This window comes from Enhydrobacter sp. (assembly GCF_030246845.1).
Lineage (GTDB): Bacteria > Pseudomonadota > Alphaproteobacteria > Reyranellales > Reyranellaceae > Reyranella.
Genome location: NZ_CP126889.1, coordinates 4983543 through 4997719 on the forward strand (window position 1 = coordinate 4983543; position 14177 = coordinate 4997719).

15 protein-coding genes and 1 pseudogene are annotated in these 14177 nt (G+C 66.9%); 9 read left to right on the forward strand and 7 right to left on the reverse strand.

Annotation, left to right across the window (positions count from 1 at the left end):
• Nucleotides 1–3: 3 nt before the first annotated feature.
• The 6 genes from OJF58_RS24795 to OJF58_RS24820 all read left to right on the forward strand — a co-directional run bounded on the left by OJF58_RS24795 (nucleotide 4) and on the right by OJF58_RS24820 (nucleotide 5325).
• Entirely contained in the window at nucleotides 4–903 is a 900-nt protein-coding gene (locus OJF58_RS24795; protein WP_300780541.1) for a branched-chain amino acid ABC transporter permease, read from the forward strand.
• A complete protein-coding gene (locus OJF58_RS24800) occupies nucleotides 900–1973 on the forward strand; it encodes a branched-chain amino acid ABC transporter permease (protein WP_300780542.1) in 1074 nt (357 codons plus the stop codon). Before OJF58_RS24795 ends, OJF58_RS24800 begins: the two co-directional genes overlap by 4 nt.
• 33 nt (nucleotides 1974–2006) lie before the next feature.
• Complete coding sequence (locus OJF58_RS24805) at nucleotides 2007–3257, forward strand: ABC transporter substrate-binding protein (protein WP_300780543.1); 1251 nt, start codon at nucleotides 2007–2009, stop codon at nucleotides 3255–3257.
• Between the two features lie 46 nt (nucleotides 3258–3303).
• The gene (locus OJF58_RS24810) at nucleotides 3304–4095 is read left to right on the forward strand and encodes an ABC transporter ATP-binding protein (RefSeq protein ID WP_300780544.1); all 792 of its coding nucleotides are present in this window, start codon (nucleotides 3304–3306) and stop codon (nucleotides 4093–4095) included.
• A 101-nt stretch (nucleotides 4096–4196) separates the two neighbouring features.
• Nucleotides 4197–4529 carry an iron-sulfur cluster insertion protein ErpA gene (gene erpA, locus OJF58_RS24815; protein WP_300780545.1) on the forward strand — a complete coding sequence of 111 codons (333 nt, stop codon included), beginning with the start codon at nucleotides 4197–4199 and terminating at the stop codon, nucleotides 4527–4529.
• Between the two features lie 10 nt (nucleotides 4530–4539).
• Nucleotides 4540–5325 (forward strand): exodeoxyribonuclease III, encoded by a 786-nt coding sequence (locus tag OJF58_RS24820; protein ID WP_300780546.1) that lies wholly within the window; start codon nucleotides 4540–4542, stop codon nucleotides 5323–5325.
• Nucleotides 5326–5328: 3 nt separating this feature from the next.
• Here the strand turns inward: OJF58_RS24820 and OJF58_RS24825 are convergent, their stop codons facing one another.
• Genes OJF58_RS24825 through OJF58_RS24845 form a run of 5 tightly spaced genes read right to left on the reverse strand, consistent with a single transcriptional unit; the run spans nucleotide 5329 to nucleotide 10338 of the window.
• Nucleotides 5329–6099 (reverse strand): SDR family oxidoreductase, encoded by a 771-nt coding sequence (locus OJF58_RS24825; RefSeq protein WP_300785397.1) that lies wholly within the window; start codon nucleotides 6097–6099, stop codon nucleotides 5329–5331.
• A 28-nt stretch (nucleotides 6100–6127) separates the two neighbouring features.
• Nucleotides 6128–7384, reverse strand: a complete 1257-nt coding sequence (locus OJF58_RS24830; RefSeq protein WP_300780547.1) for an RNA methyltransferase — start codon at nucleotides 7382–7384, stop codon at nucleotides 6128–6130.
• Between the two features lie 12 nt (nucleotides 7385–7396).
• Nucleotides 7397–8398, reverse strand: coding sequence for an asparaginase (locus tag OJF58_RS24835; RefSeq protein ID WP_300780548.1), 1002 nt, complete (start codon nucleotides 8396–8398; stop codon nucleotides 7397–7399).
• Complete coding sequence (locus tag OJF58_RS24840; protein WP_300780549.1) at nucleotides 8395–9102, reverse strand: protein phosphatase 2C domain-containing protein; 708 nt, start codon at nucleotides 9100–9102, stop codon at nucleotides 8395–8397. Before OJF58_RS24840 ends, OJF58_RS24835 begins: the two co-directional genes overlap by 4 nt.
• A 3-nt stretch (nucleotides 9103–9105) precedes the next feature.
• Entirely contained in the window at nucleotides 9106–10338 is a 1233-nt protein-coding gene (locus tag OJF58_RS24845) for a cytochrome P450 (RefSeq protein WP_300780550.1), read from the reverse strand.
• Between the two features lie 61 nt (nucleotides 10339–10399).
• Between OJF58_RS24845 and OJF58_RS24850 the strand changes: the two genes are divergently transcribed.
• Both OJF58_RS24850 and OJF58_RS24855 read left to right on the forward strand, forming a co-directional pair.
• Nucleotides 10400–11317, forward strand: coding sequence for an AMP-binding protein (locus tag OJF58_RS24850; protein ID WP_300780551.1), 918 nt, complete (start codon nucleotides 10400–10402; stop codon nucleotides 11315–11317).
• A 2-nt stretch (nucleotides 11318–11319) separates the two neighbouring features.
• Nucleotides 11320–12553, forward strand: a pseudogene (locus OJF58_RS24855) (AMP-binding protein).
• Between the two features lie 5 nt (nucleotides 12554–12558).
• On the opposite strand, the gene OJF58_RS24860 reads toward OJF58_RS24855, so the two are convergent.
• Nucleotides 12559–12912, reverse strand: coding sequence for a cupin domain-containing protein (locus tag OJF58_RS24860; protein ID WP_300780552.1), 354 nt, complete (start codon nucleotides 12910–12912; stop codon nucleotides 12559–12561).
• Between the two features lie 102 nt (nucleotides 12913–13014).
• Here OJF58_RS24860 and OJF58_RS24865 point away from each other — a divergent pair, with 102 nt between their 5' ends.
• The gene (locus OJF58_RS24865; RefSeq protein ID WP_300780553.1) at nucleotides 13015–13668 is read left to right on the forward strand and encodes a glutathione S-transferase family protein; all 654 of its coding nucleotides are present in this window, start codon (nucleotides 13015–13017) and stop codon (nucleotides 13666–13668) included.
• Between the two features lie 17 nt (nucleotides 13669–13685).
• Here the strand turns inward: OJF58_RS24865 and OJF58_RS24870 are convergent, their stop codons facing one another.
• Nucleotides 13686–14147 carry a GNAT family N-acetyltransferase gene (locus OJF58_RS24870; RefSeq protein ID WP_300780554.1) on the reverse strand — a complete coding sequence of 154 codons (462 nt, stop codon included), beginning with the start codon at nucleotides 14145–14147 and terminating at the stop codon, nucleotides 13686–13688.
• Between the last annotated feature and the right edge of the window lie 30 nt (nucleotides 14148–14177).

Sequence of the window (14177 nt, forward strand, 5' to 3'; positions counted from 1 at the left end):
GCGATGTCGTCGGAAGACTTCGGCTTCCTGCTGGCACTGCTGCTGAACGGTGTCTCGATCGGGCTGATGTATGCCCTGATCGCGCTGGGCTTCGTGCTGGTCTACAAGGCGACCGACGCCATCAATTTCGCCCAGGGCGAGTTCGTGATGATGGCCGGCCTGATCGCCGCCGCTGTGATGGGGCCCGAGGGCACGTGGCTGATCCTCGCGATCCTGGCGACCCTCGCCATCATGGTCGGCTTCGGCTTCGCGCTCGAGCGCGTGGTGCTGCGCCCGCTGCTGGGCCGGCCCGTGGTCGCCGTCATTATGGCGACCATCGGCCTCGCCGCCGTGTTGCGCGGGCTGACGCCGATCATCTTCGGCAGCTCGACAATGGGCGTGCTGCTGCCGATCGGCGACGAACCGATCACCATCGGCCCGGCGAGCCTGCCGCCCATCCAGGTTCTCGGCGCCGCGGTGGCCGTCCTGTTCTTCGCGGCCTTCGGCTGGTTCTTCAAGAAAAGCCGGATGGGCGTCGCCATGCGCGCCGTCGCCGACAACCAGCAGGTGGCGCAGGCGATGGGCATCAACGTCGAGCGCTATTTCGCGATCGCCTGGGCGATGACCGGCGTCGTCTCCGCGCTCGGCGGCATCGTCTGGGGCAGCATGCTGGGTGTCGACATCCAGCTCGCCCTGGTCGGGCTGAAGGTCTTTCCGGTAGTGATCCTGGGCGGCCTCGATTCGATCGGCGGCGCGCTGCTCGGCGGCGTGATCGTGGGCGTCGTCGAAAGCCTCGCCGCCGGCTACCTCGACCCCTATGTCGGCGGCGGTACCAAGGACTTCGCGCCCTACGTGTTGATGATCCTGGTCCTCATGTTCCGTCCCTACGGCATGTTCGGCCGGCGCCAGATCGAGCGGGTATGACGATGTTCCATCGTGAAGCCGGCGTCTTCAAGACCACCTACGCCGCCGACATGGCGCTGTTCCCGCTGCCGGTCGCCCGATGGACGGTTGCGGCGCTCGCCGTCCTGTTCGTGGCCATCGTGCCGCTGGCGCTGGGCGAGTACTACCTTTCCATCCTGAACCTGATCTTCATCGCCGTCGTCGGTGCGCTCGGCCTCAACATCCTCGTCGGCTACACCGGCCAGATCTCGATCGGCCACGGCGCATTCATGTCGGTCGGCGCCTATACCGCGGCCAACCTGGCGGTGAAGCTGGGATTGCCGTTCTGGATCACGCTGCCGGCCGGCGGCCTGATGGCGGCGCTGATCGGCGTCCTGGTCGGCATCCCGAGCCTGCGCATCAAGGGATTGTATCTCGCCATCGCCACACTCGCCGGCCAGCTCATCATCGAGTGGACGATCAACCACGTCCCGGCGATCTCCGGCGGCGCGCAAGCGTCGATCCAGGTGCCCCGCCCGCATCTCCTCGGGTTGACCCTGGACAGTCAGAGCCGGCTTTATTTCTTCCTGCTGTTCTTCGCCGTCCTGGCGATCGTGGCGACGCTCAACCTAGTGCGCAGCCGGATCGGCCGCGCCTTCGTCGCCGTGCGCGATCAGGACATCGCGGCCGAGATCATCGGCATCAACATCTTCCGCTACAAGCTCCTGTCGTTCGCCATTTCGTCCTTCTACGCCGGCGTCTGCGGGGTGCTGTACACTTACTATTTCGGCATCGCCAACTACGAGCAGTTCCAGCTCATCGTGTCGATCGACTATCTCGCCATGATCATCATCGGCGGGCTGGGGTCGGTTTTGGGCTCGATTTTCGGCGCGATCTTCGTCACGCTGCTGCCGATCGTCCTGCGTTTGCTGCTCGAGAGCGTTGGCTCGCTGTTCTTCGACGAGTCCGATCTGGCGAACGTCATATCGGGCACGCGTCTCGCCGTGTTCGGCGCGCTGATCATCTTCTTTCTGATCGTCGAGCCCGAGGGGCTCAACAGGCTGTGGCGGAATATCCGGAGCTATTTCCGGGTCTGGCCCTTCTCCTACTAGCGAAGGGCAATGTTCGAGCAAAGGGAGGTCCCCATGCGGAAGTTCGTTAAGAGTTGGCTGGGAGTGGCGGTCGCGTCCGGCGCCTTGGCGGCCGGCGCTTCCGGCGCGGTGGCCCAGCAGAAGGAGGTCGTGTTCGGGCTGCAGTGCGACCGGACCGGACCGACGGCATTGGTCGGCACGGTGCTTTGCCCCGGCTATCACGACTACATCGATCTGGTGAACAGCAAGGGTGGCGTCGACGGCTACAAGATCAAGGTCATCGAGGTCGACAACGAGTACAAGGTGCCGCCGGCGATGGAAGCGCACGAGCGCTTCAAGAAGGAAGGCGAGGTCATCGAAGGCGTGTACGGCACGCCGCAGACCCTGGCCCTGACGAAGAAGCTCGAGGAGGACAAGATTCCTGGCACGTCGCCGGGCTTCGGCAACGCAGCAGCGGCCGACGGCAAGCGCTTCCCCTATGTCTTCCCGATCGCGGCCAGCTACTGGTCGCAGGCGGGCGCGGCGATCGAGTTCGTCAAGGAGAAGCTGGGTGGAAACCTCAAGGGCAAGAAGATCGCCTATCTGTTCTACGACAATCCGGCCGGCAAGGAGCCGCTGCCGATCCTCAACGAGCTCGCCAAGGAGGAGGGCTTCGAGCTCAGGACCTTCGCGGTGCCGGCGCCCGGCATCGAGATGGGGGCCCAGATCCTCGACATCACCAGCCGCTACAAGCCCGACTTCGTGGTCGCCCACCTGTTCGGACGCTCGCCGTCGGTCTCGATCAAGGAGCTGAAGGGCAAGGGCTATCCACTGAGCAAGGTCGTTTCCTTCGTCTGGGGTAGCGCCGAGCCCGACATCATCGCCGCCGGCGGATATGCCGTTGCCCAAGGCTACAACACCCTGCAGTTCGCCGGCGTCGGCAAGGACTTCCCGGTGCTGAAGGACATCGTCGCCATGTACAAGGCGGAGGGCAAATCTCCACCGAAGGAGATGGACTCGACCGTCTACTACAATCGCGGCGTCATGACCGCAGCGGTCCACGTCGAGGCGCTGCGCAATGCCCTCAAGGCCACGGGCGGAAAGAAGCCCACAGGCGAAGATCTCCGCAAGGGCCTGGAGCACATCAAGGACTTCACGCTCGGCGGGCTGGTGCCGCCACTGACCATCACGCCGACCGACCATGAAGGTGGCGGCTGGTGCTCGGTCTGGACGGTCAAGGGCGACAAGCTCGTCAAGACCAAGGACTGGTACCAGGGCTTCCGCAAGGTGGTCGAGAAGCAGATCGCGGCCGACGCCAAGTCCTGACACACCGAAGGAGTGGGCGGCGGGACGACCGCCGCCCAGCGTTCGCATGCTGTCGATCAACAATATCGAGGTCGTCTACGACCGCGTCATCCTCGTCCTGAAGGGCGTGTCGATCGACGTGCATGACGGCGCCATCACGACGCTGCTGGGCGCCAACGGCGCCGGCAAGACGACGACCCTGAAGGCGATCTCCGGGGTCCTGCGCAGCGAGCGCGGCGAGGTCACCAAGGGGACGATCCATCTCGGCGACCGCCGCATCGACGGCATGCGGGCGAACGAGGTGACGCGGCTCGGCCTCGTGCAGGTCTTCGAGGGCCGGCGTGTCTTCGAGCACCTGACGGCCGAGGAGAACCTGATTGCGGGAGGCCATCTCCAGGGCGGCGCCTCCCTCAGGCAGGGCATCGACATGGTCTTCACCTACTTCCCTCGCCTGCGCGAGCGGCGGGGCCAGCAGGCCGGCTACCTCTCGGGCGGGGAGCAGCAGATGCTGGCCATCGGGCGGGCGCTGATGAGCCGGCCCCGCGTCGTGCTGCTGGACGAGCCGTCACTGGGGCTGGCCCCGCGGCTCGTCGAGGAAATCTTCGGCATCGTCGGTCGGCTGGTGAGGCAGGAGAAGCTGTCGGTGCTGCTGGTCGAGCAGAATGCCGCCATGGCGCTCGCCGTGGCCGAGCATGGCTATGTCATGGAGAACGGCCGGATCGTGCTCGAAGGGCCGGCGGCCAAGCTGCGCGACAATTCCGACATCAAGGAGTTCTATCTCGGCCTCAACGAGGGCGGGACGCGCAAGTCCTACCACGACACCAAGCACTACAAGCGGCGCAAACGCTGGCTGCATTGAGTGGACGGGCGCCTAAACCACTGAGTCCTCTGTGGCTTTTGCAGCGGGACCGTTTCTTGTCGGCATTGACGAAAAGACCTCCAATCCACATCTTGTAGGACATGAGCGAGACCCCTTTTTCGGTTACCGAGAACGCCGCCAGGCGCATCGCGTTCCTGGCCTCCCAGGAAACCAGGCCCGTGATGATGCGGGTGGCAGTGCTGGGCGGCGGCTGCTCGGGCTTCCAGTACAATTTCTCGTTCGAGGAGCAGCGCAACGACGATGACCTGCTCATCGAGCGCAACGGCGCCGCTGTGCTGGTCGACAGCACGTCGCTCGAGCTGCTGAAGGGCAGCGAGCTCGACTATGTCGAGGAGATGGTCGGCTCGTCCTTCCAGGTGAAGAACCCGAACGCCACCTCCTCCTGCGGCTGCGGCAACTCCTTCAGCGTATGATCGTGCCGCGATGAAGGTCGCGACATGGAACGTCAACTCGATCCGCAAGCGGACGGGGAACCTTGTGGCCTGGCTGCAAAAGGCCAGGCCTGACGTCGTTGTCCTGCAGGAGATCAAGGCCCAGGAGGCGCAGTTTCCCCGGCTCGAGGTCGAGGCGGCCGGCTACAAGGTCGAGATCGTGGGCCAGAAGGGCTTCAACGGGGTGGCCCTGCTCTCGCTGCATCCGGTCGAGATCACGGCCCGCAGCCTGCCCGATGCCGAGACCGACGAGCAGGCCCGCTATATCGAAGGCAGGATACAGACAGCCAGGGGGCCCTTGACTGTGGGCGGTCTGTACCTGCCCAACGGCAACCCGATCCACACCGACAAGTTCGCCTACAAGATCGCCTGGATGGACCGCCTCGCCAAGCGGGCGCGCGCCCTGCTGGCGCAGGAGGAGATGTTCGTGCTGGGCGGCGACTACAACGTCTGCCCGACGGACGCCGATGTCTTCAGTCCCGCCGCCTTCGCGAACGACGCCCTCTGCCAGCCGCAGTCGCGGCAGGCCTTGCGCGCCCTCCTCTACCTCGGCCTGACCGACGCGGTCCGGGCCTTCCATGTCGAAGGCCCGCAATACACCTATTGGGACTACCAGGCAGGCGCCTGGCAGAAAGACAACGGCCTCAGGATCGACCACCTGCTCCTCTCGCCTAAGGCCGCCGACCGCCTCGCCGCTGTGGGCATCGACAAGGAGGAGCGCAGCCGGCCGGAGCCCTCCGATCACGTGCCGGTCTGGTGCGAGCTCGACATCGGCTGACGGCTATTCGGCGCCGGATCCGATCACGCCGCCGTCAGCGATGATGCATTGGCCGCAGATGAAGGCGGCCGCCTTCGACGCCAGGAAGACCGCTACGCCGCCGATATCGTCGGGCTGGCCGATCCGCTTCAGCGCCGCCTTGTTCTCCTGGGCGCTCCGGATCTGCGGATTGTCCCACAGGGCCTTGGCGAAGTCGGTCTGGATCAGCCCCGGCGCGATCGCGTTGACCCGGATGTTGTGCCGGCCCCACTCCATGGCGAGCGACTTCACGAGCGACAGGTCGGCGGCCTTGCTCATGTTGTAGGCCGCGATATGCGCCGAGCCGACGAGCGCGCCGATCGACGAGACGATGATGAAGGCCCCGTCCCTGCGTTCCGCCATCTCCGGCCCGACCATGTTCATCAGCCAGAGGTTGGACATGACGTTGTTCATCATGATCTTCTGGAACACGTCCTCCTTCAGACCCGTGAGCGGCCCGAAATAGGGATTGGTCGCCGCATTGCAGACCATGATGTCGATCTTGCCGTAGGTCTTGCGCGCCGTGGTGACGAGGTTCTCGAGCTGCCCCCTGTCGGAAATGCTGGCCGCGACCGCGGTCGCCTCGCCGCCGCCCGCCTCGATGGCCTTCACGACCTCCTCGCAGGCCGGCAGCTTGCGGCTCGAGACCACGACCCTGGCGCCGTGGGCGGCCATCTGCTCGCAGATCGACCGGCCGATGCCGCGGCTGCCGCCGGTCACCACGGCCACCTTCCCCGAAAGGTCGAACATCATCAGCTCATCTCCTCGATTGTGCGCGGCGACCTTAACGGCGGGCCAACAGCGCGATCAACTCCAGATGGGCCGACCACAGGAACTGGTCGATCGGCAGCAATTTCTCCAGCCGGTATCCGCCGTTCTGCAACCTGCGGGCATCGCGCGCGAAGCTGCCCGGATCGCAAGAAGCATAGACGAGGCGCGGCACGCGCGATGCAGCGAGCTCGGCGACTTGCGCCGCCGCGCCGGCGCGCGGCGGATCGAGCAGCACGGCATCGAAAGCCTCGAGCTCCCTCGGCGTCAGGGGATTGCGGAACAGGTCCCGCCGTTCGGCCGCCACACGATGGCCGCCGATCCGGCGCGCCGCGGTGTTCACGGCCGCCACGCTGGCCCGGTCGCTCTCGAACAGGGAAAGCCGGCGGAGCCGGCCCAGCGACAGCGAGCCCACGCCGGCAAAGAGATCGGCGAGCCGCGGCGCGTCGCCGGACCAGTCGGCCACCGCCGCCCGCATCGTCCGTTCACCGCGCTTGGTCGCCTGCAGAAAGGCGCCCGGCGGCGGCTCGACCGTGACATCGCCCAGGGCAATCAGCGGCCGGCGGCGGATCACGACGGGTTCGGCGCTCGCTCGGTCGCCCCAGCTCAGCCGCGCGAGATCCGCACGTTCGGCGAGTTCCACCAGGATCTGACGTCGGTCGATGGACAGGTCGAGCCGCTTGTGCGGGCGGATCAAAACGTCGAGGCCGGTGTCCACCTCGTTCACGACCGCGTCGGCGGTGGCGCCATCGGGAAGAATCTCGGCCAATGTCGCCCGCAACGGCCCGAGCAGCGTGTTGAGCGGCAGCCGCGCGACGACGCAGGTGCCGACATCGACGACACGGGGACTCGCCCGCTCATGGAAACCTGCCAGCAGGCGCCGCCCCTGGCGTCGCGCCACGAAGTCCACGCGCCGTCGTTCGCCGGGCACGCCCACCATCGCCGGCTCGAAAGGCGGCGCCTCGACTCCGCGCTGCTTCAGCGCACCTTCGATCAGGCCCACCTTCCAGGCGGTGTAGGCATCGCGGCGCCAATGCTGCAGGGCGCACCCGCCGCATACCGTGAAATGCGCGCAAGGCGGCGTCTCGCGGTGCCGCGAAGGTGACAGCACATCGACCGGCCGCGCGGCGATGCCCTCGCCACGCCGGCCGAGCGGCTCGGCCTCGACGGTCTCGCCCGGCAGAGTGAACGGCACGAAATAGCGACTGCCCCCATCCTCGGCGATTCCGTCGCCCCGCGCGCCCATCTCGAGGATATCGAGCGTGATCGTCACGCTCCCGCACTCCTACCCCAGCCAGCTCTTGGCCGGCCGCAGCTCGCCCACCAGCAGGCCGACCACGTTCCTGACCGGCGGATGCAGGAGCTCGTCCTTCTGCTGTGGCGGCAGAACACCGAGGTGGCCCAGCAGAGTTGCCATCGCGACCTCCGATGCGCGCGCCGCGCCATCCCACATCTTCAGGGCGACCCCCAGTCCCAGCCCGGGCAGCATGCCGCAGAACACGCCTTCGGCGCCGGTCTTGACCTGTGCCACGCCCGGCAGTGCGCCGTTGATGCGTGTGCAGAACCGGCCGGTGCCGGCCACCATGAAGGGCTCGGCATTCATGGCGGCGCGAATCCGGCTCGCCGCCTCGGCCCGCTTGCTCGAAAGCCGCGATGGATCGGCCATGCTCGCCATCGCCTGGGCCAGCCGCCGCAGCGGCGTCGCCAGAGTCGGGATGCCGCAGCCGTCGGTGCCGTAGGCAAAGCCATCGGCGTCGACGCCGCAGAGGTCGGTCATCACCTCGCGCAGCCGCCGCTGCACCGGATGATCGTACCTGATATAGCCGCGTGTCGGCTCGCCGTAGGCCACCGCCGTCGTCAGAAAGCCGCTGTGCTTGCCCGAGCAGTTGTTGAAGGCAGCCGTGGCCATCGCTCCCGCCCGTGCCAGCGCCTCGATGGTGGCCTGCAGCCGCGGCGGATGGGTGCCGCATTCGAGGTCCGCTTCGCTTAGTCCCACCTTGCCGAGCCAGGCCCGCACCGTCTCGACATGGCGCGGCTCGCCGCTGTGCGAGGCGCAGGCGAGCGCAATATGCTCGTTGCCGAGGCCGAACCGCTCGATCGCGCCGCTTTCGACGAAAGCCATCGCCTGGATCGGCTTGTTGGCCGACCGCGGCAGGATGGCGGCATCGATGTCGCCCCACGAGGCTACGACCGTGCCGTCGGCTTTCAGGACGGCCGCGATGCCTTCGTGCCGGCTTTCGACCACCGGACCGCGCGTGACCTCGATGACGACAGGACCGCCGCTCATGGCGCCCGTTCCAGCTTGACGATCGTGACATTGTCCTGGTGCGGGACGCCGGCCGCCAGCACCGCGGCAATCAGCTCCTGCACCGGCCGCGACGCCTGCGCGGCAAGGGCATCGTCGTCGATGCTGTGGACGCCGTCGCTGCACAGCAGGAGCCGGCTGTCACGGTCGAGACGTCGGCTGCCTTCGTCGATCAGCTTGAGCGGTTGGCCCATGACGGCCTCGCGCAGCGTATGGCGGCCGGGATGGGCGGCGGCCTCCTCGGCTGTCAACATGCCGCGCGCCTGCAGCGCGTCGATCTGCGGCGCCATCGAATGGTCGGCATTCAGCCGCTCCAGCGCCCTGCCCGAGACGATGTAGAACGGCGAATCGCCGACGCTGATCCAGCGAACTTCGTCGCCGGCCACGAGGGCGGCGACGACGGTGGAGCCCATGCCGTCGAGATCGGGCCGGCCCTTGCCGCCCTCCAGCACGGCTGCATTCGCAACCTGCAGGGCGTCGGCCAGCGAACGCTGCTGCTCGATCGCCTGCACCATTGCCTCGACCACCAGTTTCGAGGCCGTCGCGCCGCCCGCGTGCCCGCCCATCCCGTCGGCGACCACCGCCAGCAGCGATCCGTCGGCAAGCGGGCGCATCGCCCAGCTATCCTCCTGATACGGGCGGCCGCCGCGATGTTGGCCCCCTTCGCCGCGCCAGCGCCAGCTCATGCCCTAGTGCCACACCGCTGGAAGCTTGTTGAGACCGCGCAGCGTGAAGCTGCCCCTCCATTCGGGACGGTCCTTCTCCGGCAGGTCGAGAGCCGGCAGACGCTCGACGAGGGCGGCGAAGACCAGCTCGGCCTCGAGACGGGCGAGCTGCGCACCCAGGCAGCGATGGATCCCGCCGCCGAACGACATCGGCCGCACATTCTCGCGTCCGATATCCAGCCGGTCCGGATCGGAATATTGCGCCGGATCGCGATTGGCCGCGCCCAGCAGCGTCACCACGTTCTCGCCGGCCGGAATGGTCACGCCACCCACCGTGACGTCGGTGTTGGTCACCCGCCCTGTCATCTGTACCGAGGAGTCGAAACGCAAGAGCTCCTCGACCGCGCCCGGAATGAGGGAAGGGTCGTCCTTCAACCGCTGCCACTGGTCGGGCGAACGATGCAGCGCCAGGAGCCCGTTGCCGATCAGGTTGGTGGTGGTTTCGTGGCCCGCGCCGAACAGGAGGCTGATATTGGCGCGCAGTTCCTCGGTGCTCAGCCGGTCGCCCGCCTCCTCGGCCTTCACGAGCTCGGTCGTGAGATCGTCCTGCGGCTCGCGGCGGCGCAGATCGCAAAGCTGGTCGAAATAGGCATTTCCGGCCGCGGTCATCGCGTTGGCGTGATCGAGCTCTTCGCGTGTCATGGGCACCGGGTCGAGCACGCGGCCGGCGACGTTGCTGCTCGCCAGGAACGGTGCGCGGTGCTCTTCCGGGATTCCCAGCATGTCGCAGATCACGATGACCGGCAGACGGTGGGCGAGGTCGCGGATCACGTCCATGCGGCCTTGGCCGATCACGCGGTCGAGCTGCTGGTCGACCAGCCGGCGGATGCGCGGCCGCATGTCGGCCACCCGGCGGGCCGTGAAGGCCTTGGTCACCAGGCTGCGCAGGCGCGTATGGTCGGGCGGGTCGAGCACCAGCATGGTGCGTGACAGATTGGCGATGGTCGGTTCCCTCAGCCGATCCTCGCCATAGCGCCGGCGGATCGAGCCCGCGAAATCCTTGCCGAAGCGCTTGTCGCGCAGGGTGAAAGCGACGTCTTCGTACCTCGTCAGCAGCCAGAACCCCTGCTCCGCCTTGAAGACCGGTGCCGTTTCCCTCAGCCGACGATAGAAGGGATAGGGATCGGCGAGAAAGCCGGGGTCGAGCGGATCGAAGACCAGCCGCGTCCCCGCCGGCGGACGGCTCATATCGTTCATGGTCTTTCCTCTAGCACGATACCTCTTGCGGTGCGAATGAAGGGCACCCTAGCATCTCACCATGCATGCATTGACCTCGGGACTGCATCGGGCCGTCGAGCAGAAGCCGGACGCGCAGTCGACGAGCTTCGCGCCCCGTCGCCGGACCTGGCGGCAAACGGCCGACCGCGTCGGCCGGGTCGCAGGGGCTTTGCATATGCTGGAGGTGGGACGGGGCGACCGGGTCGCCATCCTGGCCCAGAACAGCGACCGCTATTTCGAGCTGATGTATGCCGCCGCCTGGGTGGGCGCCGTCCTGGTGCCGATGAACACGGGCCTTGCCTCGGCAGAGGTCGGGCAGGTGCTCGCCGACTCGGGTGCGGTCGTTCTTTTCATCGACGGAACGATGGCCCACCATCTGACCGGCCTCGAGGACAAGATGCCCGATGTGCGCGAAGTCATATGGATCGACGACATCTCGTCGCCGGAAGGCATGCTGCACTACGAGGATCTGACGGCCTACGAGCCCGTCCCCGACGTCCGGGCCTGTGGCGGCGATCTCGCCGGCCTCTTTCACGAAGGCATCGACAGCACGGCGCTCAGCCATGCCGCCATGGTCGGCAATGCCATCGAGGCGACCGGCCAGCTCGGCTTCGACAGCGACACGGTATACCTTCACGCCTCGCCGATGTTCGAGCGCGCCGAGGATGCCCTGACCTTCGGCGTCACCCTGGCGGGCGGCCGCCACGTGTTCGTGCCGCGCTTCGAACCGCGCGAGGTGCTGCAGATCGTCACCATCGACAAGGTCACGCACGCGCAACTCCGGCCCGACATGATCGACCAGCTCCTTTCCCATCACCGATTCAGCGACTTCGACCTTTCGTCTCTCTCGACCATCCTCCATGGGCCGACGCCGATCCCCGAACCCGTCCTCGGCAAGGCCTCGGTCCTGCTGCCGGGCGTCCGGCTGATCGATGCCGACGGCCGGGCCGCGAGCTGACCATGCCCGGCATCCCTCCCTACTACGACTGGATCGCCCATCATGCCGGCCGGCGGCCGCGTCAGCTCGCGATCCACGATCTGCAGACGGAACGGAAGTTCAGCTACGCCGATCTCGACCGCCGCAGCGATCGCCTGACCGCCGCGCTGGCAGCGCTGGGGGTCGCCAGGGGCGATCGCGTCGCCCTTCTCGCCCCGAACTGCGCCGAATATTTCGAGCTTCAATTCGCTTGCGGCCGCATCGGTGCCATCATGCTGCCGCTCAACTGGCGGCTCACCGTGCCGGAGCTCGAATATATCCTGGGCGATTCCACCCCCAAGCTCCTGATCCACGACAAGGGCTTCGCCGCCGCCGCCCGCGAGCTCACCAAGCGATGCAGCGTGCCGCATCTCATCGAGATCGATCACGAGCGGTCCGACAGCGCCTACGAGCGCGCGCTCGCTGCCGATGCGCCCGTCCCGCCGCCCGTCGCCCTGACGCACGACGATATCGGCATGGTGATGTACACCTCGGGCACCACCGGGCATCCCAAGGGCGCGATCATCACCCACGGCATGGTGCTGTGGAATTGCGTCAACCTCGGCATTCCCGCCTTCATCTCGCCCAGGACCGTGCAACTCGTGGTGCTGCCGCTGTTCCATACCGGGGGCCTCCACGGACGCCATCCGCAAGCTTGGGTCGGCCGGCAAGGCCATGATACACACCGCGATCCGCATCGTCGACGAGCAGAACCGCGACGTGGCCGACGGCGCCGTCGGCGAGCTTTTGATCAAGGGGCCGAACATCACGCCGGGCTACTGGAACAAGCCGGAAGCGACAGCCAGCGCCTTCACCGACGGCTGGCTCCATACGGGCGACGCCGCGCGCATGGACGAGGAGGGCTTCGTCTATATCGTCGACCGCTGGAAGGACATGTACATCTCCGGCGGCGAGAACGTCTATCCGGCCGAGGTCGAGAACGTCCTCTTCCAGCTTCCCCAGGTGGCCGACGCCGCCATCATCGGCGTACCCGACCCACGCTGGGGCGAAGTCGGCATGGCGATCATCGTGCGCAAGCCGGACCAGGCGCTGGAGGAAGGCGACGTGATCCGGCACTGCCTGGGAAGGCTCGCCAAGTTCAAGGTGCCGCAGTCGGTCGCCTTCGTCGAAGCCCTGCCCCGCAATGCGACCGGCAAGGTGCTGAAGCGCGAACTGCGAACTCAGTTCGTCGGAACCGACAAGCCGGCGATCACCTGATCGCCTCAGACCAGCGGAACGTAGTCGTATTCGCCCATGCCCTGCAGGACGAGGAAGGTGAGCGACGTCGTTCCGGCATTGGTCACGAGGTGCGGCCGCCTGGCTGCCGCGACGTAGCTCTCGCCCGGTCCCAGCCGCACCTCCTCCTTGGGTTCCTGCAGGAAGAGCCGCATCTGCCCTTCGAGCACGTAGAAGGTGTCGCTGACGTTGGTGTGATAGTGCCAAGGCACTTTCTGGCTCGGCGAAAGCTGCAGCTCGCTGATGTGGAAGCCGGGCCGCACCGCATGGCGCGCCCGACGCTCCACCTCGTAGAGGTTGCTCGCATCCTTCACCGGTTGGAGCCTCTGTGTGTTCGTCATCCGAAAAGCCTAGACCTGCACAAGTCGATCAACAAGCGCGACGGGGACTGCAGTTTGTTGACGCGCGACAAGGATCGACCCACCTGATAGACAGGCTCCGCCATGTTGACGATCTACGGCGTCTATCGCTCGCGCGCTTCGCGCAATATCTGGCTGGCCCATGAGCTCGGCCTGCCGTTCAAGCATGTCCCGGTGATCCAGCAGTATCGGTTGGCCGATCCGTCGGCAGCCGATGCGCCGCTCAATACGCGATCGCCGGCCTTCCTCGAGGTCAATCCCAACGGCCATGTTCCGTCGATCGACGATGACGGCCTCGTGCTGCACGAGTCCCTCGCCATCAATCTCTATCTGGCCAAGAAGCATGGTGGGCCGTTGGCGCCGGCCAACGTCGCCGAGGACGGCCAGATGACGATGTGGGCGCTGTGGGCCGCGACGGAGGTCGAGACCCAGGCGCTCAATATCGCGTCCCATCGAGGCGGCAACCCGAGCGGCAAGGATCCGAAGATCGCCGATGCCGCCGTGGCCGCCTTGCGCCGGCCTTTCGCGGTGCTCGACCAGGCGCTGGCCCGCAGCGGCTATCTGGTCGGTGGCCGTTTCACGGTGGCGGACATCAATGTCGCCGAGATCGTGCGCTACGCGCTGCCCGCGCCGGAGCTTTTCGAGGCCGCTCCCAAGGTGAAGGCGTGGCTCGACGCCTGCCACAGCCGGCCCGCCTTCAAGAAGATGTGGGAGGCACGCGACAAGGAGCCGGCCTGACCGGCGACCAGTCCGCCTCAGGCCGCCAGCACGAGGCGGTCGGAGGCTCTGGCGAAACCGAAGCTTTCATAGAAGCGCTTGGCGTCCCGGTTGACGTCGCCCACGATCGCCTCGACCTGGACCGCGCGGCGCTGGCGGGACCATTCGACGGCGGCCGCCAGCAGGCGGCGGCCGATGCGGCGCCCGCGCTGGTCGGCGCGCACGACGAGATTGTCGACCTCGACGATCTTGTGGATGGCGCCGTCGGGCCGCGGCACGACTCGTGTGACCAGCACGGCCACGCCCAGCACGCCCATCTCGCCTTGGGCAACCAAGAGTGTCGTTCCCGGGCTCGCCAGCCAGGTCATCACCTGCTCGCGGGCGTGCTCGGGATTGTCCAGTAGCGTGCACAACGCATCGCCGTCGCGTGGGCCTGCGAGCCGCACGCGAATCGGGGGCGGCGGTGCGGCCCTCGTCTCTTCAGCTTCAACGATCGACATCTCATCCTCCGTCTGCGGTCCTGCCGCGGC